The sequence below is a fragment of the Haladaptatus sp. AB618 genome (genome assembly GCF_024136965.1).
Lineage (GTDB): Archaea > Halobacteriota > Halobacteria > Halobacteriales > Haladaptataceae > Haladaptatus.
Map to the genome: position 1 here is coordinate 172,155 of NZ_JAMYJX010000001.1, position 23,617 is coordinate 195,771.

The 23,617-nt window shown below is 60.9% G+C and carries 21 protein-coding genes; 7 read left to right on the forward strand and 14 right to left on the reverse strand.

All coding sequences use genetic code 11. From position 1 onward, the window contains the following. Positions 1 to 216: 216 nt before the first annotated feature. Positions 217 to 1,800, forward strand: a complete 1,584-nt coding sequence (locus tag NKF26_RS00890; protein ID WP_253233911.1) for an AAA family ATPase — start codon at positions 217 to 219, stop codon at positions 1,798 to 1,800. 233 nt (positions 1,801 to 2,033) lie between these two features. On the opposite strand, the gene argS is transcribed toward NKF26_RS00890, so the two are convergent. The 5 genes from argS to NKF26_RS00915 all read right to left on the reverse strand — a co-directional run bounded on the left by argS (position 2,034) and on the right by NKF26_RS00915 (position 8,190). Further along, entirely contained in the window at positions 2,034 to 3,785 is a 1,752-nt protein-coding gene (gene argS / locus NKF26_RS00895) for an arginine--tRNA ligase (protein ID WP_253224864.1), read from the reverse strand. Positions 3,786 to 3,859: 74 nt separating this feature from the next. Beyond that, positions 3,860 to 4,207, reverse strand: a complete 348-nt coding sequence (locus NKF26_RS00900) for a hypothetical protein (protein WP_253224865.1) — start codon at positions 4,205 to 4,207, stop codon at positions 3,860 to 3,862. A 75-nt stretch (positions 4,208 to 4,282) separates the two neighbouring features. Continuing rightward, the gene (locus NKF26_RS00905) at positions 4,283 to 5,803 is read right to left on the reverse strand and encodes a twin-arginine translocase subunit TatC (RefSeq protein ID WP_253233912.1); all 1,521 of its coding nucleotides are present in this window, start codon (positions 5,801 to 5,803) and stop codon (positions 4,283 to 4,285) included. Positions 5,804 to 5,867: 64 nt separating this feature from the next. Then, positions 5,868 to 6,158 carry a hypothetical protein gene (locus tag NKF26_RS00910; RefSeq protein ID WP_253233913.1) on the reverse strand — a complete coding sequence of 97 codons (291 nt, stop codon included), beginning with the start codon at positions 6,156 to 6,158 and terminating at the stop codon, positions 5,868 to 5,870. A gap of 79 nt (positions 6,159 to 6,237) precedes the next feature. Continuing rightward, complete coding sequence (locus NKF26_RS00915; protein ID WP_253224867.1) at positions 6,238 to 8,190, reverse strand: PQQ-binding-like beta-propeller repeat protein; 1,953 nt, start codon at positions 8,188 to 8,190, stop codon at positions 6,238 to 6,240. A gap of 286 nt (positions 8,191 to 8,476) precedes the next feature. Here NKF26_RS00915 and NKF26_RS00920 point away from each other — a divergent pair, with 286 nt between their 5' ends. Together NKF26_RS00920 and twy1 are read left to right on the forward strand one after the other, a co-directional pair. Beyond that, positions 8,477 to 9,274 carry a hypothetical protein gene (locus tag NKF26_RS00920; protein WP_253233914.1) on the forward strand — a complete coding sequence of 266 codons (798 nt, stop codon included), beginning with the start codon at positions 8,477 to 8,479 and terminating at the stop codon, positions 9,272 to 9,274. A gap of 147 nt (positions 9,275 to 9,421) precedes the next feature. After that, on the forward strand, positions 9,422 to 10,462 hold the full coding sequence (gene twy1, locus NKF26_RS00925) for a 4-demethylwyosine synthase TYW1 (RefSeq protein ID WP_253224869.1): 1,041 nt from the start codon (positions 9,422 to 9,424) through the stop codon (positions 10,460 to 10,462). A gap of 24 nt (positions 10,463 to 10,486) precedes the next feature. Here the strand turns inward: twy1 and NKF26_RS00930 are convergent, their stop codons facing one another. The 3 genes from NKF26_RS00930 to NKF26_RS00940 all read right to left on the reverse strand — a co-directional run bounded on the left by NKF26_RS00930 (position 10,487) and on the right by NKF26_RS00940 (position 13,962). Continuing rightward, a complete protein-coding gene (locus NKF26_RS00930) occupies positions 10,487 to 10,849 on the reverse strand; it encodes a cupin domain-containing protein (RefSeq protein ID WP_253233915.1) in 363 nt (120 codons plus the stop codon). A gap of 73 nt (positions 10,850 to 10,922) precedes the next feature. After that, positions 10,923 to 12,308 (reverse strand): alpha-amylase domain-containing protein, encoded by a 1,386-nt coding sequence (locus NKF26_RS00935; protein ID WP_253233916.1) that lies wholly within the window; start codon positions 12,306 to 12,308, stop codon positions 10,923 to 10,925. A 151-nt stretch (positions 12,309 to 12,459) separates the two neighbouring features. After that, positions 12,460 to 13,962, reverse strand: coding sequence for an MFS transporter (locus tag NKF26_RS00940; protein ID WP_253233917.1), 1,503 nt, complete (start codon positions 13,960 to 13,962; stop codon positions 12,460 to 12,462). Between the two features lie 307 nt (positions 13,963 to 14,269). Between NKF26_RS00940 and NKF26_RS00945 the strand changes: the two genes are divergently transcribed. The 4 genes from NKF26_RS00945 to NKF26_RS00960 all read left to right on the forward strand — a co-directional run bounded on the left by NKF26_RS00945 (position 14,270) and on the right by NKF26_RS00960 (position 17,413). Continuing rightward, positions 14,270 to 14,974, forward strand: a complete 705-nt coding sequence (locus NKF26_RS00945; RefSeq protein ID WP_253224873.1) for a CTP-dependent riboflavin kinase — start codon at positions 14,270 to 14,272, stop codon at positions 14,972 to 14,974. Next, positions 14,971 to 15,630, forward strand: coding sequence for a 3,4-dihydroxy-2-butanone-4-phosphate synthase (gene ribB, locus NKF26_RS00950; RefSeq protein WP_253224874.1), 660 nt, complete (start codon positions 14,971 to 14,973; stop codon positions 15,628 to 15,630). The genes NKF26_RS00945 and ribB overlap by 4 nt, the downstream gene beginning before the upstream one ends. 138 nt (positions 15,631 to 15,768) lie before the next feature. Beyond that, positions 15,769 to 16,170: a DUF5518 domain-containing protein gene (locus tag NKF26_RS00955; protein ID WP_253224875.1), complete on the forward strand. Its 402-nt coding sequence runs from the start codon at positions 15,769 to 15,771 to the stop codon at positions 16,168 to 16,170. Between the two features lie 310 nt (positions 16,171 to 16,480). Continuing rightward, positions 16,481 to 17,413: a branched-chain amino acid transaminase gene (locus NKF26_RS00960; protein WP_253224876.1), complete on the forward strand. Its 933-nt coding sequence runs from the start codon at positions 16,481 to 16,483 to the stop codon at positions 17,411 to 17,413. Positions 17,414 to 17,631: 218 nt separating this feature from the next. Here NKF26_RS00960 and NKF26_RS00965 read toward each other — a convergent pair whose 3' ends face one another. From NKF26_RS00965 to NKF26_RS00990, 6 genes are all read right to left on the reverse strand, one after another. Continuing rightward, a complete protein-coding gene (locus NKF26_RS00965) occupies positions 17,632 to 18,324 on the reverse strand; it encodes a V-type ATP synthase subunit D (RefSeq protein ID WP_066140059.1) in 693 nt (230 codons plus the stop codon). A gap of 144 nt (positions 18,325 to 18,468) precedes the next feature. Continuing rightward, positions 18,469 to 19,875 carry an ATP synthase subunit B gene (locus tag NKF26_RS00970; protein ID WP_066140061.1) on the reverse strand — a complete coding sequence of 469 codons (1,407 nt, stop codon included), beginning with the start codon at positions 19,873 to 19,875 and terminating at the stop codon, positions 18,469 to 18,471. Continuing rightward, positions 19,875 to 21,635, reverse strand: coding sequence for an ATP synthase subunit A (locus NKF26_RS00975; RefSeq protein WP_253224877.1), 1,761 nt, complete (start codon positions 21,633 to 21,635; stop codon positions 19,875 to 19,877). Before NKF26_RS00975 ends, NKF26_RS00970 begins: the two co-directional genes overlap by 1 nt. After that, entirely contained in the window at positions 21,632 to 21,973 is a 342-nt protein-coding gene (locus NKF26_RS00980) for a V-type ATP synthase subunit F (protein ID WP_066140067.1), read from the reverse strand. Before NKF26_RS00980 ends, NKF26_RS00975 begins: the two co-directional genes overlap by 4 nt. Further along, positions 21,970 to 23,028 (reverse strand): V-type ATP synthase subunit C, encoded by a 1,059-nt coding sequence (locus NKF26_RS00985; RefSeq protein WP_066140070.1) that lies wholly within the window; start codon positions 23,026 to 23,028, stop codon positions 21,970 to 21,972. The genes NKF26_RS00980 and NKF26_RS00985 overlap by 4 nt, the downstream gene beginning before the upstream one ends. Next, positions 23,025 to 23,609 (reverse strand): V-type ATP synthase subunit E, encoded by a 585-nt coding sequence (locus NKF26_RS00990; RefSeq protein WP_253224878.1) that lies wholly within the window; start codon positions 23,607 to 23,609, stop codon positions 23,025 to 23,027. The genes NKF26_RS00985 and NKF26_RS00990 overlap by 4 nt, the downstream gene beginning before the upstream one ends. Positions 23,610 to 23,617 lie beyond the last annotated feature (8 nt).

Here is a 23,617-nt window from a genome sequence, read left to right on the forward strand (position 1 = left end):
TACTATGCGTTTTGACCTGCCGTTCGTCGCGGGATTCGAATGTCGAATCTCGAACAACTTTTCCACATGAGTCACCCAAGCCACGACGGATGGGGGTTCTTGCTCCGGATACGTCCCACGTCAGCACAAACTCTTTCGTGTTGTTTGTGCTATAATTCGGGCTAAACAACGGACTAGGTTTATGTACGTGCTGTTGTTCGGTTTGACATAACGACCATGACTGGGACAGTATTGGCGGTTGCAAGCGGCAAGGGAGGTGTGGGGAAGACGACGACCGCGATCAATCTCGGGGCGATGCTCGCGGCGGCGGAGTATTCGGTCGTCGTCGTGGACACCGACCTCGGAATGGCGAACGTCGGCGGCTACCTCGATTTCGAGATCGACGGCGCGACGCTCCACGAGGTGCTTTCGGGCGACGCTGGCATCGAAGACGCGATCTACAACGCCCCCGGCGAGATCGACGTCGTTCCGAGCAGCACCGATATCTACACGTTCGCACAGTCACAGACGGCGGGGCTTCAGCAGGTCGTCGCCGACCTGCGCGAACAGTACGAGTACGTCCTCCTCGACACCGGTGCCGGTATCAGCTACGACACCATCCTCCCGCTCTCGCTCGCGGACGACGTTCTGCTCGTTACCACTCCGGACATCGCCGCAGTGCGCGATACGGCCAAAACAGCCGAACTCACGGCCCGCGTCGATGGATCGGTTCGCGGCGCGGTGCTCACCCAGCGCGGCAACGACATCCTCAACGCCGACAACGTCGAAGGGACGCTCGATAACGACGTTCTCACCGTCGTTCCGGACGACGAAACCGTCCCGATGGGTCTCGACGCCGGACGACCGCTCGCCGTGTTCTCGCCGAACAGTCCGTCCGCGAAGGCCTACCGGGAACTCGCGGATATCGTCACCGGCGCGACGGACTCCCCCGAACTGTCCGGCGAACCCACCTCACGATCTAACTCCACCCCTGTCTCCGATTCCCCACCCTCTCCCTCGCTCGCCGACGCCGAATTCGAACTCGGGGCCAGCGCCCCCGAAGAACCGCCAGTTACGGAGCCCGAGCCGACCCCCGAAGCGACCGACGATACTCCCTCCGAGGAGTCGGACGCGTCCCCCAGTCCCGATGAGCGACCGCTCGACCTCGAAGCCGCCGATGCGTTCGAATCCGACGCCGACGCGTTCGAATCTGCCAATGTCTCTTCCGTGCCTACCGACTCACCGTCCGACTCGGTACCCTCGGACCAACCGACCGAGGACGCCGAAACGGAATCCGATTCGGCGTCGAACCCCGACCCAGTCCACGACCTCATCGACCGAAAAGTCATCAAAACCGGCGACACGGACGGTTCCGAACCGAGCGTGGAAGCGGCCCCGCTCGAAGACGAGCCGGAATCCGTGGAGAGTGCCGCCACCCCCGATATCCCAACTGGCGATGCTGATCTCCCGACGGACGACGCTGCCGCTCCCGAGCAGACCGTCGATACCGCGACACCTCCAGGTGAGTCCATCGCTGAAGCGGACGATACGGACGATTTCGACACCGTTCTCCCCGATGTCGGTGATACGTCGGAATCGACCACGACACCCGACACGGAAACGCCGACCGACCTTCCCGACGAAATCGTCGAAGCCGAACCCGAGGAGCGGAACGATGCGGACGAAATAGAGGCCGTCCCGTTTCAGGACGAACCCGTCCGTCCGGAATTGGACGATGACGATACCGATGGTGACGACGACGTGGATAGTGACGAGGAAACGGACGGACTGTTCGGCCGAATCGGTTCGCTGTTCCGGTAAACGAGCACGTGATTTTCTCACCGCGAGCGGATGGACCGTTTTCGACTATCGACCGCAAAAAGTGGTGTAACGCGATTTCGAGCGGCTACTCCCCGGGAGTCCCGCGAGCGAACGCGAGGGGGACTACGTCGAGTCCATCGACTGACTGAACGAAGTTCCCGTGAGCTTGCGAACGGGAGCACGGAAGAGCTTCGCTCTTCCGAAGTGAAGGAAGGAAATGGACTCGCCGGGAGTTACATCGACTCCGGTGCTTCGATGCCGATAACGCCCAGCGCGTTCGCGATGGTGTGTCTCGCGGCGGCGACGAGTGCGAGACGGGCGTCCCGAACGTTCTCGTCCTCGGCCGTCAGGACCGGGCATTCGCGGTAGAACGTGTTGAACGTCTCCGCGAACTCGCGGGTGTAGGTGGCGACGGCGTGGGGTTCCAGATCCTCGGCGGCCTCCTCGATGACGTGGGGGAAGCGCGCGATGACCTCGATGAGTTCCGCTTCCGATTCGGAATCGAGGATGGACGGGTCGATTTCCGCTGGAATTTCGCCTCCGGCCTCGTCGATGATGCCGCAACAGCGCGCGTGGACGTACTGGACGTACGGGGCGCTTTGGGCTTCGAAGTCCAGGGCGCGCTCCCATTCGAACGTGATGGTCTTCGTGGGTTGTTTCGAGATGATGTCGTAGCGAACCGCGCCGATGCCGACCTGTCGGGCGATGCGGTCGATGTCGGCTTGGGTGAGGTTGTCGTCACGGATGCGGTCGTCCATGCGGTTCTCTACCTCCTCGCGGGCGCGTTTCTCTGCCTCGTCGAGCAGGTCGTCCATATCGACGCCGGTTCCTTTCCGGGTGCTCATCCCACCCTCGGGGAGGTTGACCCACGAGAAGTGGAACGTGGTCAGTTTGTCGGTGTCGTTGCCGAGGATTTCGAGCGCTTGGGCGAGTTGATCGGCCTGTAGCTTGTGGTCCTCCCCGACGACCGTCACGGCGCGGTCGTAGTTGTCGAGTTTCCACTCGTGGTGGGCCAGGTCGCGGGTCGTGTAGAGGCTGGTTCCGTCCGAGCGCAGGAAGACGAGGTTCTTCTCGAAGCCGAACTCGGAGAGGTCGAGTTGCCACGCCTCGTTCTCGTAGACGGCGTGTTCCGTCTCCTTCAGACGGGATACCACGTCGTCGGTGCTCCCGTCGAACATGAACCGCGTTTCCTTGACGAACTCGTCGAACTCGGCGGGGAGGCGATCCAGCGTCACGCACATACCCGAGAGGACGGTATCGACCACTTCGCTGATGCGCTCGTACGTCGCCTCGTCGTGCTCTTCGAGACCCTGCAAAATCGACGCGATCTCCGTTTCGGCCTCGTCGACGTCCCCCGGGTCCGCCTCTTCGAGGTAGGCGTTGCCCTTGCGGTAGTAGCGTACGAGGTCGTAGTCGGCGCGCTCGCGCTCGGGTTTCGGCAGGTCCTCCTCGTCGAACGTCTCGTAGGCCCACGTGAACACCGCGATCTGACGGCCCGCATCGTTGACGTAGTAGTGACGGTCCACGTCGTTGCCCGCGAAATCCAGAATCCGGGCGATGGCGTCCCCGGTGATCGGGTTCCGCGCGCGGCCGACGTGCACCGGGCCGGTCGGGTTGGCGCTGGTGTGCTCGACCACGACGCTCTCGCCGGTCGGTTCGAGGCGGCCGTACTCGTCGTCCTGTGCCGTCTCGACCGTCTCGTCGTAGTAGGCTCGGCTCGGTAGGAAGTTGACGTACGGTCCTTGACCGACGGCGGCGGCGATGTGATCGTAGCCGTCGACGTCGATCTCGTCCGCGATGTCGGCCGCGATTTTCGGTGGCGGTGCGCCGACCTCTCCGGCGAGTCGGAACGCCGCGCTCGAAGCGAGGACGGCGTCCACACCCTCCGGGGGCGTCTCGATTCCGAGGTCGTCAGTTGGAAGGTCGAGGCTAGAGAGTGCCGCGAGAAGGGCGTCCTCGACTTCTTCCCTGAACGTCAGGAACATACCCGTTCGTTTCTGGTGGGCCAGTAAATGGGTTTCTGTCTTCGTAGGTCCGACGGCCTATCGTCGATTCCAACTCACACCAAACTCCGAAGGACGATCTCGATACCCGCGAAAAGGCAGAGCAACAGGAGAATGACGGGAGTGATGACGATGAATCCCGGGTAGAACCCCTCGACTTCCGTTCCGTTGTCTCCCCGTATCAACGCCTCTGCGACGATCACGACCAGCACTATCGTCGGCAGAAAGAGGCCGAATCGCAACAGCAGGTACGTCGGTAGCACCGTCAGCATAAAATACGCGACCCACACGATCAGCAATCCTCGTGCCGACCCATTGATCGTCCTCATCGAGTGGAGCATACCGACGACCGCGACGAGTGCCGAGAACAGCACCGCCGTGACCGCCGGTGGATAATCGCCCATCGGAACCATTTATCATCCTCAACGAGTTCATCGTACAAATGTGTTCGCAACATGAAACGAACACGTGTGTCGTCTTCACGTCGTCACGACACGCATCAACCGGTTACCAAGTGAATTCAGCCACAGCACGATCAACCCGACGCCGTATGCGACCATGAGCGCCAGACCGATGAACAACATCAGTAACAGTCCGCCCGGGAGCATGGCCGTGAGGACCAGCACGGCGATGGTGACCTCCCGCCACCGCCGCCGCATCGTCCGGTAGGGGACGACGTTCCCGTGATGGAACAACAGCATCGTCACCGGAATCTCGGCCAGCAGGCCGACGCCCGCGGTCAGCGCGAACACGAGCCAGAAGAACGCGCCCGTTCGATAGGCGATTATCATGTCCGCCGCGTGTGCGTCCGCGACGAGGTAGGAGATGACCACCGGCGCGACGTATCCGTAGCCGACGAGACTTCCGCCGAGGAATCCCACCGCCAACGCGGCCCCCCACAGCAGAAACACGTCGCGGTCGGCGCGAGTCTCGAACCGGGATTCGACCGCGGGCCACGCGTAGTACAGCACCATCGGGAGCACCGCGAGTGCCCCGGCGATGAAGCTCACCTTCATCTCGAACGCGAGCGCCTCGACCGGATGCAGGAGGACGATGCGCAACGCGTCCGGGTTCACACCCGCCGGAAGTCGCGTCAGGAAATCCCGCTTTATCGCGCCGATACCGCCCCCATAGAGGAACGTGAACGTCAGTCCGACGACGGCCATGAACACCGCCGCGACGTGGAACGATTTGCTCCGCAGACTTCCGAGGATGAACCTGATATCGTAGTAGTAACCGCCGATGTCCTCCTCGGTCGTCCCGTCCTCGGTGAACACCGACGCCATCCGGGATGCGGTCCCCTCGACTGCTGTAGTCAGCCCATCCTTCTCGCCGCTCGTCCCCTGGGTGCTCACTTCGTCGCCAGCCGATTCTCCGTCGCCAGCCGATTCGTCGTCGGACGATTCCACGCTTCCCGCATCCTTCCCGTCGAACCGGTCGAGGATGGCCGCCGCTCGCTCGTGGTCCCCCTCATCGAGGGCGTCGTCCGCCAATTTCAGCGCTTCGTGTTCGGTGAGCGATTCGAAGGCTTCGGCTGGCGCGGCGCGAATCCCAGCGGCGTCGAGCCCCGCGAGGTCGAGTTCGACGGGACGGCCGAAGTCGCCGCTCCGGTTTCCCGTTCTCTTCGTAACCAGCCGTGCACAGCCCAACCCGACGAAGTACAACGTCGTCATTGGAATCGCCACGAGCGACATGGAAAACGGGTCGGGCGACCCGTTCACCATCGAACTGAGGACGACGATGCCGAAGACCGCGTACCGCCAGCGGTTCCGCAGCAGGTCGTAGGAGACGATATCGGCGTACACCAACCCGCCCATGATCAGCGGCAGTTCGGCCGTCAGTCCCAACACCACCGTCAACAGGAGGACGAACTGCGTCCAATCCACGATGGAGTACGTCGGCTGAAACCCGGCCTGAATCGCGTTGTTCACGAGGAAATCGAACAGCAACGGGAGGAAGACGAGGTAGGCGTAGGCCACACCCCCGAGGAACAAAACCACTGCCAACGCGCCCACGAGAATTCGGGTTCGCCTCGTCCCCGGCAGGGGAACCGATTCCCCACGCTCACTGTGGCGGGTCCGATAGACGACGAACAGCGCCGCGAGTAGCCCCCCCCACGATGAGGCCGAGTTTCCCCTGGAGGAGGACGACGTCGAACGGCGTCACCGCGACGATTATCGCCTTCGATTCCAGCAGTCGCCGCTCCAGTGCGGGCCATATCCAGTACCGGAGCGCGTAGAACGTCGTCAGAAACCCGGCGACGAAGACGACGAACGCGACCCGTAGCTCCGAGCGAACCCGCCGAAGCGCGATACCCGCCACTCCCATCAGTCGATTGTATCCGGTTGCCCCCACGCAAATCTCCCCCCGCAGTCCCAGGCGTACTATCGTCTCGCGCAACTATCAACTTTGCTCGCAATCGCCGGACGGGCCGTCAGTTGCTCCGCACCGTCCAGCGAAGCATGTCCGCGAATTCCAACGCCGACTCGTAGCGCTCGTCTGGGTTCGAGGCGGTTGCCGTTTCGAGCACGTCCGCGAGCGGTTCAGAGATCTCCGCGTCGTTTCGGGTCAGCAGCGACTCGGCGATGTTTCCGAGTCGAGAAACGATCTCTTCGTCGCTCACGCCCTCCGATTCGTCGGTTCCGGTAAATCGCCAATTCGTGACCGTGACGTCCGAATCCACCACGATATTCCCGGCTGTGAGGTCCTCGTGTCCGACTCCTTCCTTGGACGCTTGATGGACGATTTCGGCCGTTCGAGCGACCGTGGAGACGATATCTCGCTGATCGAACGAGTCACCGACTTCGGCCAACGTTCGTCCCTCGACTCGTTCCACCGCGATCCACGGTTCGGGGTCGATACCCCAGTCGTGAACCAACTGTACGCCGTCGAAATCTATCTTCGCCCACTCTTCCGCGGCCCGTTCGAAGTCTTCCGGTGCGTCGTGGAATCGCCGGAGGAGAACGCTCTCGTCGTTCGGCGTGCGAGCGAGATGGGTTTCGTCGTCTAGTCGGTCGCGGAGTTCGTAGCCGTTCCACGTCGGAACTGTCTCGGCTTCCTCTTCGGATTCGAGTTCGTCGTCAGCGTCACCGGTGCGATAGCGTCGGTAACCGCCACCGAGGAGCATCGCGCCGAGGAATCCACTGGTCGCCAATCCGATGGGTGAGACGACGGTGCGGAGTGTATCGTATAACTGGGACTTTCCGGGGCTAGTAATCGCCTGAATCGTCCCATCTGGGGTACTGAAATACACCGTATCGTAAGCGATGTGATGGTCCCCCATCGTCTGGGTGGGATGGTCGTACTGCCATCGTACGTGACCGTCCTTGAGGGACAATGCGTAGGTCGTCTCGTCCTTTTTCTTCCCTCCGTTTCTCCTACTGTGAACGATGAGTGAATGCTTCGTCGTTCCCATTGGAAAATGGTAGTGGTCGTCGTCGGTCGAGAACTGCCAGCGAAGGGTTCCGTCCGTCGTCGCGTACGCTTGCAACCGTTTGTGCGTTCCGACGTACACCGTCTCCCCGAACAAGCGGATTCGTCGGTATTTGTTCGCCCCGATGTCAGCGTGCCAGCGTGGGGTTCTGTCCGCTACGGCGTACGCCTGAAGCGTCATTCCGGAAGGGTAATACACCGCTCCTCCCCCTATCGCTCCAGGGAATACGATCTTGTTCTTGTTGGACGCGATTGCCCACTGTGGTTCACCAGTACGAGCGTCGAACACGTAGAGGGTTCCCGTCTCGTAGTCCGATGCAAGCACGAATCCGTCGGTGACTGTATACGGCCAAATTCTGTCTCCTCCGGAGATAGGAGCGTTCCATTCGACGGTACCGTTTCGGGTCGAAATCGCGACGAGGTCTCCGTCGGTCGTTCCAGCGTAGATGTGTCCATCCTCCCCCTCGGAGTGAGAGTGCCAACTCCCGCTCGGCGGCTCTACCGACCACTTCACTTTTCCCGTTTTCCGCGAGAGGGCGGCGATTTCCTTCCCTCCCGTGATAATCGAGGTCGGCGTCAGCGGACCGACCGGGTCGCCACCCTCTTCGTGCCATCGCTCGCTTCCATCCATCGCGGAGAGTGCATAGACCGTCTCACCGTCGCCGATATACGCCACCTCAGCCGTCGGGAAAACGGTCGAATATCTGTCTTCTTTCTCGTATCGCCATCGTTTCTCTCCGAAGATGCTGATAGCGTGAACAGCGTCCTCCGTTTGCGCGTAGAAAATCCCACCGACGGTTCTCGTGAGCTGTATGAGTTGTTCATCGACGTCCGCCGTCCACATCGTCTTCGCTCTCGGCGCGTACGACCGGGTTAGATTCGAGGTGTTCCACAGGGGAACGCTTGCTCCCGCTGTTTCCATGAATCCGCGTCTAGTGAGCGTCCCCCGACTCATCTTTCGGACGATGTAATCGAATCAGCATATGTCTTGTCATGGAATGTACGCTCCCTACATCGAACTCATCGCACTGTCCAGCGAAGCGTATCCACGAATGCTGGTTCCGACTCGTAGTGCTCGTCGGGGTCGGACACAGAGCGGTTCTCGGACCCCCGAACTCGCACGTTTCTCCTCTCATTACGGCAATCAATTATCGATCTGTGACGGTTCCATCCTCCGACCCGCTTCATCTTTACCCGGACGTAGTGAACGAATTATATAGTTGGAAAAACAACTGTTCTGCATGCGACTCCGCCCTCCTCGACTTCGGTCCCTCAGCGCCGTCCTCGGTCTCTTCATCGGATCAGCCATCGCCTTCTCCCTGCCGTGGTTGTGGCCCGACGCCCCGGCGAACGCCGTGGAAATCGGAATCCTGTTCACGCTCCTCGGGTGGGTCGCCGTCGAGCAATTCGCGGAGGAGATCGACCAGGCAGTGGTCGCTCGACGCCACTGGTTACTCGCCGTCGTCGGCGTGCTTCCGTTCGTCGCCCTGCTCATCACGCGAGCGCTCAGGGGGAATACGCCGAGCGACGAAATCGTCCTGCGTGCGTCCCTCTTCGGGGTGGTTGCGTTCGTCGCGTTCGCCGCCTGTTCGTCACGGTACGCCACGATACGTCTCCGAACCGAATCGATTCACGGGAACGTCGTCGGCGTCAAATCACGCCTGTACGACCTGCCGCTCACGATGGTCTCGTCCGCTATCGGCCTGTTCGTCCTCCATCTCGTGCTCCCCGGGACGTTTTCCCTCGACTTCCTTTCGGGGTCGGTCGTCGGATCGCTCATCGGTGCGGTCATCGGCGCTGCACTGGTCGGGAACCACACCGTCGAACTCGTCGCACTCGACGACGGCCTCGTCATCGCCTCGGACGGTCGTGGCGGCGGAAGCTTCGTCCCGTGGCGTCGAATCCGCGGCGTCCGTCTCGACGGCGACACGTTGCGGGTGACCCGCGGCCTCCCGTGGCCGATGGTGTACGAGGCCGACCTCTCGTCGGCCGTCCATCCCGATACGGTGGTGCACGAATTCCGGTCCCGCGTTCACTGAGGCGCTCAAGAGCCTGTATCACATCTCCCCACCGTCGTAGTCACGGTCATTTCGACCGGCCACGAACCGTTATTTTTCTTCCCCATGGTTCGGTCACGGGACAACAGAGGAAAGAACGTTTTAGCTTCGAACGACATTCTCCCCACAATGAGCGACTCCGACACCGTCGAGGAACCCTCGACGAGCAACCGGAACTCTTCGGGTTCCGACGACGGACCCAAACAGGTGGACTCCCCGAACTACCATCACGAAAGCCACACCGCCGCCCAGACCTGCGGGTGGACGGCCAACGCCCTGCGCGGTGAGGGGAAGTGCTACAAGAACATCTTCTATGGAATCGAGTCCCACCGCTGCATCCAGATGACGCCCGTCGTCAAATGCAACGAGCGCTGTGTCTTCTGCTGGCGGGACCACCGCGGCCACTCCTACGAACTGGGTGACGTGGAGTGGGACGACCCCGAAGCGGTCGTGGACGCGAGCATCCGACTCCAGCGCAAACTGCTGTCGGGATTCGGCGGCAACGACGACGTTCCGCGCGAGGTGTTCGAGGAGTCGATGGAACCGCGCCACGTCGCCATCTCGCTCGACGGCGAACCGACCCTCTACCCCTATCTGCCCGAACTCATCGAGGCGTTCCACGACCGGAACATCACGACGTTCCTCGTGAGCAACGGGACGAACCCGGAGATGCTCGAAAAATGCGACCCGACGCAGTTGTACGTCAGCGTGGACGCCGCGGACCGCGCCACGTTCGACCACGTCGTCCGGGCCGTGGACGACGACGCGTGGGAGAACCTCATCGACACGATGGACGTGCTGGCCGGGAAGGAGGACACGCGGACCGTGCTCCGAACCACGCTCGTCGGCGGGGAGAACGTCGCCAACCCGGACTGGTACGCCGCCTTCTACGAGCGCGCCGACCCGGACTTCGTCGAACTCAAGGCGTACATGCACGTCGGCCACTCGCGCGGCCGACTCGACCGCTCCGCGATGCTCGACCACGAGGATGTCGTCGAGTTCACCGAGCAGGTGGGCGAACACATGCCCGAGCACGACGTGCTGAAGGACGTTCCCGCCTCCCGGGTCGCGCTGCTCTCGAAGACGGAGGACACGTGGGTACCGAAGCTCAAGAAAGACAGCGAGTTCTGGGAGCGCGATTCGACGACGTGGACGCCGCTGGGCGGGTAGATGTCCTAACCGCGCTCGGTCCGCCTACACCCGTTCGAGGTCCGTCTTCGTCAACTCGCTCTCCGTGTCCCCCGTGTTCGTCGTCCCCGATGGTTCGAACAGCAACGCCTCGACTTCCTCATCGGCGACCGGTCGGTGCTCGACGCCTCGCGGGACGACGAGCAGTTCGCCTTCGTCCAACACCACGTTTTCTTCCTCCCGAAACTCGATGCGGAGTTGACCGCTCGTCACGAGGAACAACTCGTCCGCGTCGTCGTGCTGATGCCAGACGAACTCGCCGTCCAGTTTGGCGAGTTTGACCGCCTGCCCGTTCAGTTCGGCCGCGAGTCGGGGAGACCAGTGTTCGTCGAAGCTTCCGAACGCGTCGTCGAGGTTCACTTTCTCCATACGTATCCGATCGAAATCTGCCGAAAAAGCTCTGTGGGTCACCGGCCTGCCGCTTCCGCCTGATTCCGAATCCTCAGTTCGGCGCGTAGAACACCCAGCCTTCCGACGGAACCGTGATGTCAACCCATCCGTCGCTACCCGTCGTCACGTTGCCTGCCGTGCCGCTGTAGTCGTGGAGGGTGGTGTTCGTCCACGAGGTGTACACCGACTGGGTTCGGCTACTGCCGCCGTTGTTGATGCCGACGAGGAGGTTGCTGTACCGTTCGTACACCGCGAGGTCGCTGTCGGCGTGCCGCCAGTAGGTCTCGCCGCCAGCGAGGTTCTTCTTCACCCAGACCATGTTGTTGATGGCGCTGTCGTCCAGAATCTCGTTCGGGTAGAGGTTGTAGATCATCGGCACCCCTTCGCTGGTGAGGACGAACGCGTGGGCGAGGTGGTACTGCGTCGGCGAGTCCACGTCGTGGTTGTAGACGAACGGATGGGCGTGGTACGGGTCCTGTTCGACGACGCCCGCACCCTGTAGCTGACTGATATCCCCGTTCGAAAACGCATCACTGAGGGCGTAGTACAGCGGGTAGTCGAACGCGTCCATCCCCGTGTCGATGTAGCCCTGCACGTAGTCGATACTGCCGTCGTACACCTCGCCGATGCGGGCCAATCCGAGGTCGTCCGCCTTCGGGTTGGCGTAGTCGTTCCAATATTTCTCCTCGACGTGTTTGACCGCGTCGTAGCGGTAGCCGTCCGCGCCGACGTCGGCGATTTTCTCCATGTAGTTCATCAACTCGCCGCGGACGTACTCCGAGGTGGACGATTCGTACTGCGCGAGGTCGGGGAGTCCGAGCAACTCGCCGTGTTCGACTTGATGATCGTCGCTCCAGTCGTCGATGGAGCCAACGTCGTGGTGGAAATCGTTGTAGGAAAAGCGCGGGAAGTCGTAGTCGTGTCCCGACGCCATGTGGTTCATCACGCAATCGACGTACACTTCGAGACCCTGGTCGTGCGCTTCGCTGATGAGCGACCGGAGTTCGGACTCCGTCCCGAACTCGCTGTCGAACACCGTGTAATCGACCGGTTGATAGCCGAGCGGTGGGTCGTTGCGCCCGCTCTGGTCGCTCCACGTCAGGTCGCTCTTCTGCGGTGCCTGTATCCAAACCGCGTCGTAGCCCCTGTCCGCGACTTTCGACAGGTTGTCGGTGATGGTCGACCACGTTTCGTGGAAGTACTGGAAGTGAACCGGTTCTCCCGCGGCCGTCACCTTCCCTGCGAGCGCCGGGAGTCCGACACCGAGGCCGATGACCGAAAGCCCGCCGACGAACGCTCGTCGCGTCAGATTCGCCCGCCGCGACTCCGTGCGTTTCGCCTCTTCGCTTCCTCGTTTCGATTCCCGTCGTTCGTTGCCTGCCTCTGATTGCCGTTCTCGACCGTCCTCGATGTGGGTCGTGTTATCTTCTGACGCCATGCATCTGTTACGTATTATCACAACACACTTTAAACTAGCCACTGTTCGGTTAAATTTCAATTATGGCATTCTGTATCTATATCCTCGGACGAATTCGAAGGACGGTACGTGCCGTCAGAAAATTGGGTTCGAACGTCGCTCGAACGGACAGTTAGTCGTCGGAGTTTCCCGGACTCGGACGACTGCCGCTTTCGTTAGACTCGGAGATGAACGCCGAAACCGGCGTACTGACCTCCTCCAGGGATTTCTGTGCGGCGTCGATTCCCCAGAACCATTCGACGATGGCTCCCAGTAGCATGAGTCCGGCAGCGATACAGTAGCCGTAAAACACGTTTATCGGCTCGCCGCTGCCGATGAGGTTCCCGAACAGTGCCGGAGCGACGACCCCGCCTGCTGCCTGCCCGATGGCGAAGAAGATGGCGATCGCTTGGGCACGTACCTCCATCGGGAATATCTCGCTGACCGTCAAGTACGCCGCACTCGCCGCCGCCGTGGCGAAGAAGAACACCACACACCAGAGTATCGTCTGTGTGAGCGCTGTGAGCATCCCGTTTAGGAACAGGAAGCCGGTGATAGCCAACAGTATCCCCGAAACGCTGTAGGTCCCGGAAATCATCGGCCGACGACCGACCGTGTCGAAGAACCGACCGAGGGCGATAGCGCCGATGAAGTTGGCAGCGGCGAAGGCGATTCCGTAGTACGCCGTATCGGGCTTCGGGATGCTGTAGAACTGATGTAAAATCAGACCGTACGTGAAGTAGATGGCGTTGTAGAGGAACGCTTGCGTGATGAACAGGATACAACAGAGGACTGCACGTCGGAAGTTGTCCACGAATACCGTTTTGACGATGTTTCCGAGGGAGATACTCCCGATCGGTTCGATGGTCATGGAGTCGTCCTCGTCCGGTTCCTCCAACTCCTCGTCCGTGCTCTCTTCGACCCGCTCTTCGACGTCCTCGACGACCTCTTCCGCCGCGTCCGGCTGCTCGTGAATCATGAGCCAGCGTGGACTCTCGGGGACGTACCGTCGGAGAACGAGAATGAGCAACGCCAACGCCGCGCCGAAGCCGAACACGTACCGCCAATTGGCTCCGGAGGTAACGACGCCCGAATTCAGGAAGAACAACGTGATCACCGACGCGACGGCTGCACCGATCCAGTAACTACCGCTGATGGCCAAGTCGGCGTGCCCGCGGTAGTCGGCCGGAATCAATTCATCGATGGCCGAGTAGACGGCCGAGTACTCCCCGCCGATGCCGAGACCGGCGAGAAAACGGAAGAACGCGAAGCTGTAGAACCCGACGGAGAGTGCCGTCAGTGCGACACCGCTGAGATAGACCCCCATCGTGATGAAGAACAGCTTCTGGCGACCGTATCGGTCGGTGAGCCACCCGAACCCTATCGCTCCACAGACTTCCCCTATCAAGTAGACGGACGCCGCATAACCCACCTGTGCGCTCGTCAACCCCAGCGTCGATTTGCTCGTGAGCATCGGTCCGATCGCTCCGACGAGGCCGATCTCCAGACCGTCGAGCAACCACGTCGCACCGAGTGCAATGATTATCAGCCAGTGAAAACGGGACCAGGGTAGTCGATCCATCCGAGCCGGTATCTTCGTTTCGTACCGCTCCGCTTCGGTATCGTTCTGTGACATTGTGGTACACGGACAACCGTTGGGAGATATCTCTCATCGCGAAACGATCGCCCCAATCCCTCAGGGTTGTCGAGTTGCTTTTCGTCGTTTTTACAGTTAAGGTGGCTGGCTTCTAGTGCCGACAGTTTAAACGACAATGCCACCCTTGTTTGCGATTAGTCGAATCCGGCCCGGCAACCACCACACTTAGATGTCGTCGCTGGCTACGTAACACTCAGAACAGTGATATCGCGTCTCACTGCGTAACGTTTCTGTTACGCATCCCATTTTCGGCACGCTTAAACGAACGAAGCACGGAGTATCGTGTATGCCAGCGACATCGCTCGTGGTCGGGTACGACGAACTCGCCGCGCTGAAGCTTCTCGCGCTCGACGGAGCACTCGAAAGCGAGGTCAAAGTGTCGTGTGCCGACCTCGCCGACCGCCTCGACGCGTCCAACCAGACGGCCTCCCGTCGCCTCCAGCGGTTGGACGACGCGGGCCTCATCACGCGTGAAATCGTCAGCAACGGCCAGTGGGTCGCCATCACTGACGACGGCGAATGGGAACTGAAACGCGAATACGAGGATTACCGTCGCATCTTCGAGAACCTCTCGGGTGTCGATCTCTCGGGAACCGTCACGGGCGGGATGGGTGAAGGGAAACACTACATTTCGCTGTCGGGGTACATGGAACAGTTCATCGAACGACTGGGCTACGAACCCTATCCGGGAACGTTGAACGTCGAACTCACGGACGAAAGCGTCCGCGCCCGCTCGGCGATGAACGCGCTCGACCCCGTTCCGATCGATGCGTGGGAAGACGGCGACCGAACGTACGGTCCCGCGGTTTGCTATCCCGCCGCCATCGAGACGACGGACGGCGATTCCTACGAACCGGTGCACGTCATCTCTCCCGAACGAACCCATCACGACGAGGACCAGTTGGAACTCATCGCGGAATCGAAACTCCGCGACGAACTCGAACTGGACGACGGCGAACACGTCACGGTCCACATCGAGGAGGTCCAATGAGCCACCCCGTCGCCACGTCGGTCGAGCAAGCGGTCGCCGCGTTCCGCGACGGTTCCCCCGTTCTCGTCCACGACGCGGCCGACCGCGAAGGTGAAACGGATCTCATCTATCCCGCCGGTGCGGTCACGCCGGAAGCGGTCTCCCGCCTCCGCAACGACGCCGGTGGACTGATTTGTGTCGCCCTCTCCCACGATGTCGCCGAACGGTTCGACCTCGATTACATGGACGAAATCATCGAGCACCCGGCGAGCGAGGGTCACGACCTCGGTTACGACTCCCGCTCTTCCTTCTCGTTGACCGTCAACCACCGCGACACCTACACCGGTATCACGGACGACGACCGCTCGCTGACGATTCGGGAACTCGCGGCCGCGGCGGCGACACCCGAGGATATCGACTTCGCGGCCGAGTTCCGCGCTCCGGGGCACGTCCACCTGCTCAAGGCCGCTCCTGACCTGCTCGCCGAACGACAGGGCCACACCGAACTCGGAATCGTCCTCGGCGCGGCCGCCGACCGGTCCCCCGCCGTCGTCGTCTGTGAGATGCTCGACGACGAAACCGGCAGTGCGCTCTCTCCCGACGACGCCCGCGCCTACGCCGAACGCCACGACTTCCCGTATCTCGAAGGGGCGGAGATTGTCGAATCGCTCGGTTGATCATTTCGCGCACGTCTCGGGATGAGACCGTAATTCTTCATCTCGTAACGAAATTTCTCCCCTCTCGTTGCGGTAATCTCGAAATAGGTATGTCAATTATGAAAAATGTTAATCTCCTTGTAAGTCGATATACTCTGTATGGACTTCAAAGTAAGAGCAATCGTGTACGGAATCGTCGCGACCATCATCGTCGGCCTCCTCAGTGGGGCAGTTGTCCCGTTCACGGACATGACACTTCCCATCGTGGGCGCTGGACTGACCGGCATCATCGGTGGTCTCGTGGCTGGCTACATGGCCGGAACGAAACTCGATGACGGCGCGCTCAACGGCGGCGTCGCAACCGCCGCCGGGGCCATCGTCGCCCTCGTCGTCCTGACCGTCGCCGGATTGTTGACCGCCGGTCTCATCCCGACCATGGGTCTGTTCGCCTTCGGCGTGGTGTACGTGATCGTCGCCGCGATCCCCGGTGCCGTCGGTGGCGCACTCGGATCCTGGCTGAAGGGTCGCTCGGACGAACGCACCGCCGCACGGCCCGCCTGATCCCGAATCGCACGGTCCGTCGGACGCGAACCGACTGAACCATTGTTTTTCGGCTGATTCGAACGTTTTTCATCGTCGAGTCCGCTCCATTCATATTCAAATAGTTGAACAACTGTTCATCTATCTTCGTGCCACCGAAACGCCGCGATTTTGATCCCGTTCCGACTTCGGTTTCGTCCAACTTCGCTTCCATCCCGACTTCGTCACACCCGTGGTACTCGAACCGTTCACCCCACTGCGAGTAATTCCACACAATCGTCCGAAGACAATCGCCAAAACTCATTACTGTGGCCTCCAATGGGTCGTACGTATGAGCTTTGACGAAATGGACGTGGACACGATCTGGATGGATGGCGAGTTCGTCGATTGGGACGACGCACAAATCCACGTTCTCACGCACGGACTGCACTACGGGACGGGTGTCTTCGAAGGGGTTCGCTGTTACGACACCGAAAACGGTCCCGCGATCTTCCGCTGGGAGGATCACCTCCAGCGCCTCTACGATTCGTGTAAACCCTACAATCTCGAAATCGAATACAGCCCGGAGGAACTCACGGAGGCGACCCTCGAACTCGTCGACCGCCAGGACCTCGCTTCCTGTTACATTCGGCCCATCGCCTACTACGGCTACGACAGCCTCGGCGTCAGTCCCGGCGACTGCCCGACCGAAGTGACCATCGCGGCGTGGCCGTGGGGCGCGTACCTCGGCGAGGACGCCCTCGAAAACGGCGTCGAGGTCATGATCTCCTCGTGGCGCAAACACGCCTCCAGCCAGATTCCGACGAACGCCAAGACGACCGGCCTGTACGTCAACAGCCTCCTCGCCGGCGAGGAAGCCCGACGCAACGGCTACGTCGAAGCCATCGTCCTGAACAAGGAAGGCAACGTCGCGGAAGGTCCCGGCGAGAACATCTTCATGGTCCGCGACGGCGAGATTTTCACCCCCGGACTCTCCGAGAGCATCCTCGACGGCATCACCCGCAACAGCGTCATCACGCTGGCCGAGGAGATGGGCTACGAGGTCCACGACGACGCGACCATCAGTCGCGGCGAACTCAACACCGCCGACGAACTGTTCTTCACCGGCAGCGCGGCGGAGGTCACGCCCATCCGGCAGGTGGACAACGTCGAAATCGGAAACGGTAGCCGCGGTCCCGTGACCGAGGAACTCCAGACCGCCTTCTTCGACCTCGTGAACCGTCGCACCGACGACCACGACGAGTGGTTCACGTACGTCGAATAATCGATTTCAGTTTTTACGGTTTCGTCCGTCGTCAGAGAGACACGGAAGGCGCGATAGAGACGGCGACTGGACATCCCGAGCGACGAAACGGACGGCTATCGAAAGGCCTCTATTTCGGATGGAAACCCGATGACTGAAGCTCCTTTTCGGTCCACTTCATCGACCTGAAACGCACCGCTGATCGGCCGGATTGCATTGTAGAAAGATAGATAGCCGAGTTAGCTCGTGACGGCGACTTCGCCTTCCGCTCGCTCCGGTTCGCGGGCCTGCTGTTCTTCCTTTTCGCTCTCTTCTTTCTTGGCCTTGATCTTCTTCATTCGGAAGATCTCCTCGCGCTCTTGCTCTTCGAGTTTCTGCTCGATGTAGCTCTCGGACTCGTAGAGGTCCGGCAGGAGCTTGAATTCTAGCGCGTTGACACGACGCTTCGTCTTCTCGATCTCGTCCAGCATCTTCTTCATCGCCGTCTCGATCTCGGCGGCGAGGATGATGCTTTCGAGCAGGTCCTCGTAGGCGTCCGCGGTCTCGTCGATACGGGCGCTCGTCCCGAGGACACCGTACCCACGCTCGTCCAGCGATTTCTTGACTTTCGAAGACTCGATCTGCGGGACGACGACGCCCATGATGTTCTTCGATTCCGTCGTGATTTCGGGATGCTCACGGAGTGCCGCGGCGGCCCCACGAACTGCGACGTCCCCTTCCATCGCACGAGCCATGTTGATGGTCTGCTGTGCGCTCTCGTAATCCTCGTCCAGACCGGACCGTACGTCCTGTGCTTGGTCGAGGATGTCCATAAACTCCATAATGAGCCCGTCACGCTTCTGCTCCAGCGTGTCGTGACCCCGTTCGGAGAGATCGATGCGATCCTCGATCGCCATGAGGTTCTTCCGAGTGGGTTTGACGTCCGTGGCCATGTTGGTTGATCATAAAAACTCGAAAGGGATAATTCTTTACAGTCGAAAGCCGCTCCGCGGCGATATCCGCGACACGGAACTGGATATCTCTCCGTCGCTCGACATCATTTTTACCGCCGTAAAGAAAAAACCGCGTATCCGCGTTTAGTCCGCCGCGACTTCTTCCGCTTCTTCCTCGACGTAGTGCTCCTCGATTTCGTCCTCGCTCACGCGATTGAGCTTCGTCTTCGGAAGCATCGAGATGAGCTCCCAGCCGATGTCCAGCGTCTCTTCGATGTCACGGCTCGTGTGGAAGCCCTGATTGAGGAACTCGTCCTCGAAGCGGTCGGCGAAGTCGAGGTACCTGTTGTCGTCCTCGCTCAACGCTTCACGACCGACGATGTTCACGAGGTCGCGCAGGTCCTCACCTTCCGCGTACGCCGCGAACATCTGGTCGGAGAGACCGGAGTGGTCTCCACGGGTGAGCCCCTCGCCGATACCGTCGTCCATCAGCCGCGAGAGGGACGGAAGCGGGTTGATCGGCGGTTTGACACCCTGCGAGTTCAGGTCGCGGTCGAGCATGATCTGCCCTTCCGTGATGTACCCGGTCAGGTCGGGAATCGGGTGCGTGTCGTCGTCGCCCGGCATCGTGAGGATGGGAATCTGCGTGACGGACCCCTTGCGTCCTTCGATACGGCCCGCACGCTCGTAGAGCTGTGCAAGGTCCGTGTACATGTATCCGGGGTAGCCACGTCGACCCGGAACCTCTTCGCGGGCGGCACCGATCTCACGGAGCGCCTCACAGTAGTTCGTCATGTCCGTCAGGATAACCAGCACGTGGTAATCCTTGTCGAACGCGAGATACTCCGCCGTGGTGAGCGCCATTCGCGGCGTGACCGTCCGCTCGACTGCGGGGTCGTCCGCGAGGTTCATGAAGACGACCGAGCGTTCCAGCGCACCGGTCCGCTCGAAGTCCTCCATGAACTCGTTCGCCTCTTCGGCCGTGATGCCCATCGCGCCGAACACCACTGCGAACTCGCTCTCTTCGCCTTCCTCCTCGTCTTCGAGCACGCTCGCCTGTCGTGCGATCTGAAGCGCGAGGTCGTTGTGCGGCAGACCGGATGCCGAGAAGATGGGCAGCTTCTGTCCGCGAACCAGCGTGTTCATGCCGTCGATGGCCGACACGCCGGTCTGGATGAACTCCTCGGGGTATTCCCGTGCGTACGGGTTGATCGCTGCGCCGACGATGTCACGTCGCTCGTCCGGAACGATTTCCGGACCGCCGTCGATTGGCTGTCCGGACCCGTCGAGGACGCGTCCGAGCAGGTCCTCGGTGACGGGCATCTTCAACGTCTCACCGAGGAATCGAACTGACGATTGGCGGTCGATACCTTCGGTGCCTTCGAACACCTGAATCGAGACGAGTCCCTCGCTCGATTCGAGCACCTGTCCACGCAGCGTTTCGCCGGCCGGTGTCTCGATTTCGACCATCTCGTCGTATCCGATGGGCTCATCGACCTCGGCGAACACCAGCGGACCGCTGATTTCGGTAATTGTCTGGTATTCTTTCATTAGTATTTCTCCCTGAGCTCTTCGGTGATGTCCTCTTCGATCTCTTCGACGAAGTCCTCCCAGTCCTCGGTCACGCCGATACGGTTCAGGCGTGGGGCGGCCTCGATGGACGTGATTTCGTCTATCGGAACGCCGGCTTCGAGTGCTGCGAACGCTTCGTCGTTGAACGTCTCGATGGCTTCGAGCATCCGGTAGGTCTTCTCCGGCGAACAGAAGGCGTCCGTGTCGTTGAACGCGTTCTGCTGGAGCCATCCTTCACGGAGGTAGCGTGCGACTTCGAGCGTCAACTGCTGGTCCTCCGGCAGCGCGTCCTTCCCGACGAGCTGAACGATCTCCTGCAGTTCGCCCTCCTCGTCGAGAACGTCGGTCGCCCACTGGCGTTTCTCTGGGAAGTCCTGCCGGACGTTCTGTTCGTACCACGGGTCGAGTTGATCCTTGTACAGCGAGTAGGATTCCTCCCAGTTGATCGCCGGGAAGTGCCGACGTTCCGCGAGGTCGGCGTCAAGCGCCCAGAACGTCTTCACGATACGCAGGGTGTTCTGCGTGACGGGCTCGGAGAAGTCTCCCCCTGGGGGACTAACTGCACCGATGGCCGTCACCGAACCTTCCGTACCGTTGATGTTGTCGAACTTGCCTGCGCGCTCGTAGAACTGGGCGAGTCGGGCGGCGAGGTACGCCGGGTATCCCTCTTCGCCGGGCATCTCTTCGAGACGCGAGGAAATCTCACGCATCGCCTCCGCCCACCGCGAGGTGGAGTCGGCCATGAGTGCGACGTCGTATCCCATGTCGCGGTAGTACTCCGCGATGGTGATTCCCGTGTAGATGCACGACTCACGTGCGGCCACGGGCATGTTCGACGTGTTCGCGATGAGGCACGTCCGCGACATGAGCGGTTTGCCCGTTCGCGGGTCTTCGAGTTCCGGGAAGTCCTCGATGACTTCCGTCATCTCGTTTCCGCGCTCGCCACAGCCGACGTAGACGACGATGTCCGCGTCGGCCCACTTGGCCAGCGAGTGCTGGGTGACCGTCTTTCCGGACCCGAACGGTCCCGGAATCGCGGCCGTCCCACCTTTGGCGATGGGGAACAAACCATCAAGAATTCGCTGACCGGACACCAGCGGTGTCAGGGGCGTCTTCTTGTCGACGCTCGGTCGCGCCTCACGAACCGGCCACTCCTGTTGCATCGAGACTTCTTCGCCGTTGTCGAGTTCGACGATGGCCTCGTTGACGTCGTAGTTGCCGCTCTTCACGCTGACGACTTCGCCGCCCTCGTAGTCCGGCGGCACCATCACCTTGTGTTCGATGCTCTCGGTCTCGGGAACGGTTCCGACGATATCGCCGGGTTCGACCGTGTCACCTTCGCTGACAGTTGCGGTGAACTCCCACGTCTTCTCCTGGTCGATACCCGGAGCGTCGACACCACGGTCGAGGAACGCGCCCATCTTGCTTTCGAGAACGTCGAGCGGGCGTTGCACTCCGTCGTAGATGGAGTAGAGCATTCCCGGTCCGAGTTCGACCGACAGCGGTTCGCCCGTGTTCTCGACGGGTTCGCCGGGTGCGACGTTCGAGGTCTCCTCGTACACCTGAATCGTGGTTACGTTTCCTTCGATTTCGATGACCTCTCCCATCAGCCCTTCCTCACCGACGTACACGACGTCGTTCATCCGGGCACCGAGGTCCGTGGCGGTAACGACCGGTCCGCTCACGCTCTGAATGACGCCGTCCTCACGGACGACGTCGCTGTCTGTTGCCTGGCTCATTCGTTATCACCTTGTTCGTCTTCGTCCATAAGGTCGATACCGATCGCACGCTTGATCTTGTCGCGGAGTCCGCTGCTTCCCGCGCCACCGCCCAGCGCTACGAGGGTGGGCTCGATACTCGTCTCGACGTCGTTCCGGACGTTCCGAGAGAGATGTTCGAGGTCGTCGTCGTGCATCACGATGATGCCCACGTCGTCGTCCGTCAGTACGCGAGAAACTGCGTCGTCCAAGCTCTCCGCTTTCTCGTCATCCGGAACGTTTTCGAACTTCCGGACGCCTGCGAGGCGAAATCCGGTCGTGAAGTCCGGGCTCCCGATGACGGCTATCTCTTGGCTCATAGTAGTACCAGTTCTTCTTCGATTTGGTCCTCTGACAGTCCCGCTTCGCGCCCTCGTGCAATCGCACGGATGTTATCGACTTCACGCTGTTTGGCGAGAACGTAAGCGAACACTGGACACACGGATAACGGAAACACGTGTGAAAGGTGGTCCGAGTATTCGAGCAACGCCTTATCTAGAGCGTGCTCGAATCCAATCAGACTGTCGGCTCGCTCAAGCTCGTCCAGCGCTTCGTCCAGTTTATCCCCGTAACGGCTGTCACGAAGCCGGGCGATCAGTTCGTCGGGATTGCCTGCGAGTTGTGCCAGTGTCGATGCGTCGAACAGCCGTCCCCCGGAGATGTAGTACTTCGCGGGGTCGATGTCGGCGCCGCTTCGGCTGGCACGAAGGACGTTCCGGATGTTCCGGAAGTCGATTTCCGCTTGCAAGAAATCGACGTACATGTCCGTCGCGCGGTCCGGACCGACGATGATTCCGTCCATCAGCGCTTCGTAATACGCCCGATCGATGGCGTTTTCGAGCGGGATCAACAGCCCGGTCTCCTCGTGATCCTGATACGCTTCTTCGACGGCGTCGCCGAACATCGTATCGGACAGGAGATCGACGACTTCCTCGATGGTGGTCGCGTCGAGCATCCGGTCGAGGAAGCGGTTGGAGAACTCGCCGGCGCGGATCAGGTCCGCCTCGACGAGTTCTCGATCCGCGTCGGAGTAGATGCCACGGATCACGGTCTTGATGTTCCAGTCGTCGAACTTCCGGAGATAGCGGGCGATGAGGTCGTAAAGCTTCCCGTCGGCCCACTGCAACAGGTCGTCGAAGTGCTTGGCGAGGTTGGCGTGGAGCGCGTACTCCACGAGGTTGACGCCATCGTAGCGTGCGCCGAGTGCGTTCACTTCCTCCTCGTACTCCGTCTCCTCCATGTACCGGGCGATTTCTCCCGGGCCCATTCGAATGAGCTTGCGGTAGTCCTCCTCGGAGAAGAGAGTGGCGCGGCGCGTCTTGACGCGCGCGTTGACGTACTCGTAGTTTGATGCGTCGCTGCTAATAACCTTCATTGGTCGTCAAACAGCTTCGAGCTGATATCTTTTAGCTGATCGTCCCAGACGGTTTCGAGTATCGAGTCGAACGTGTTGTTCACTCTGACTCTCGACGCGTCGCCTTCGACGACGACGCCGCCGAGACAGTCGTACTCGCCGGCGTGCTCGAAGTTTTCGTAGTCGTCCAGGATCCCGGTGACGAGTTCCTCGTCGGACGGACACGAGTAGACGCGGACCGATTCCTCGTCCTCGAACTCGGTCGCTGCGGCGTCGAGCAGTTCGCGCGTCAGCTTCTCGCGCTCGTCGCCGCCGAGTTCCGAGAGACGGTCCTCGACCGCATCGCGAACGTCCTGGATGACGTCACGGCGGGCGCTCAGGCGCTTCTGTTTGGCTTCGAGCTTGGCACCCGAGAGGCGCTGGTCGCGTTCCTGTTCGATCTGGTTTTCGATCTCTCGTTCTTTCGCCGCTACGATTTCATCGGCGTCCGCTTCGGCCGCCTCGACGATCTCGGCGGCGCGGTCGTCGGCCTCTGCGCGGATTTCGTCCGCGCGCGTGCGGGCTTCGTCTCGAATGTCCTCAACTACTGTTTCCAAACTCATAAATTGGG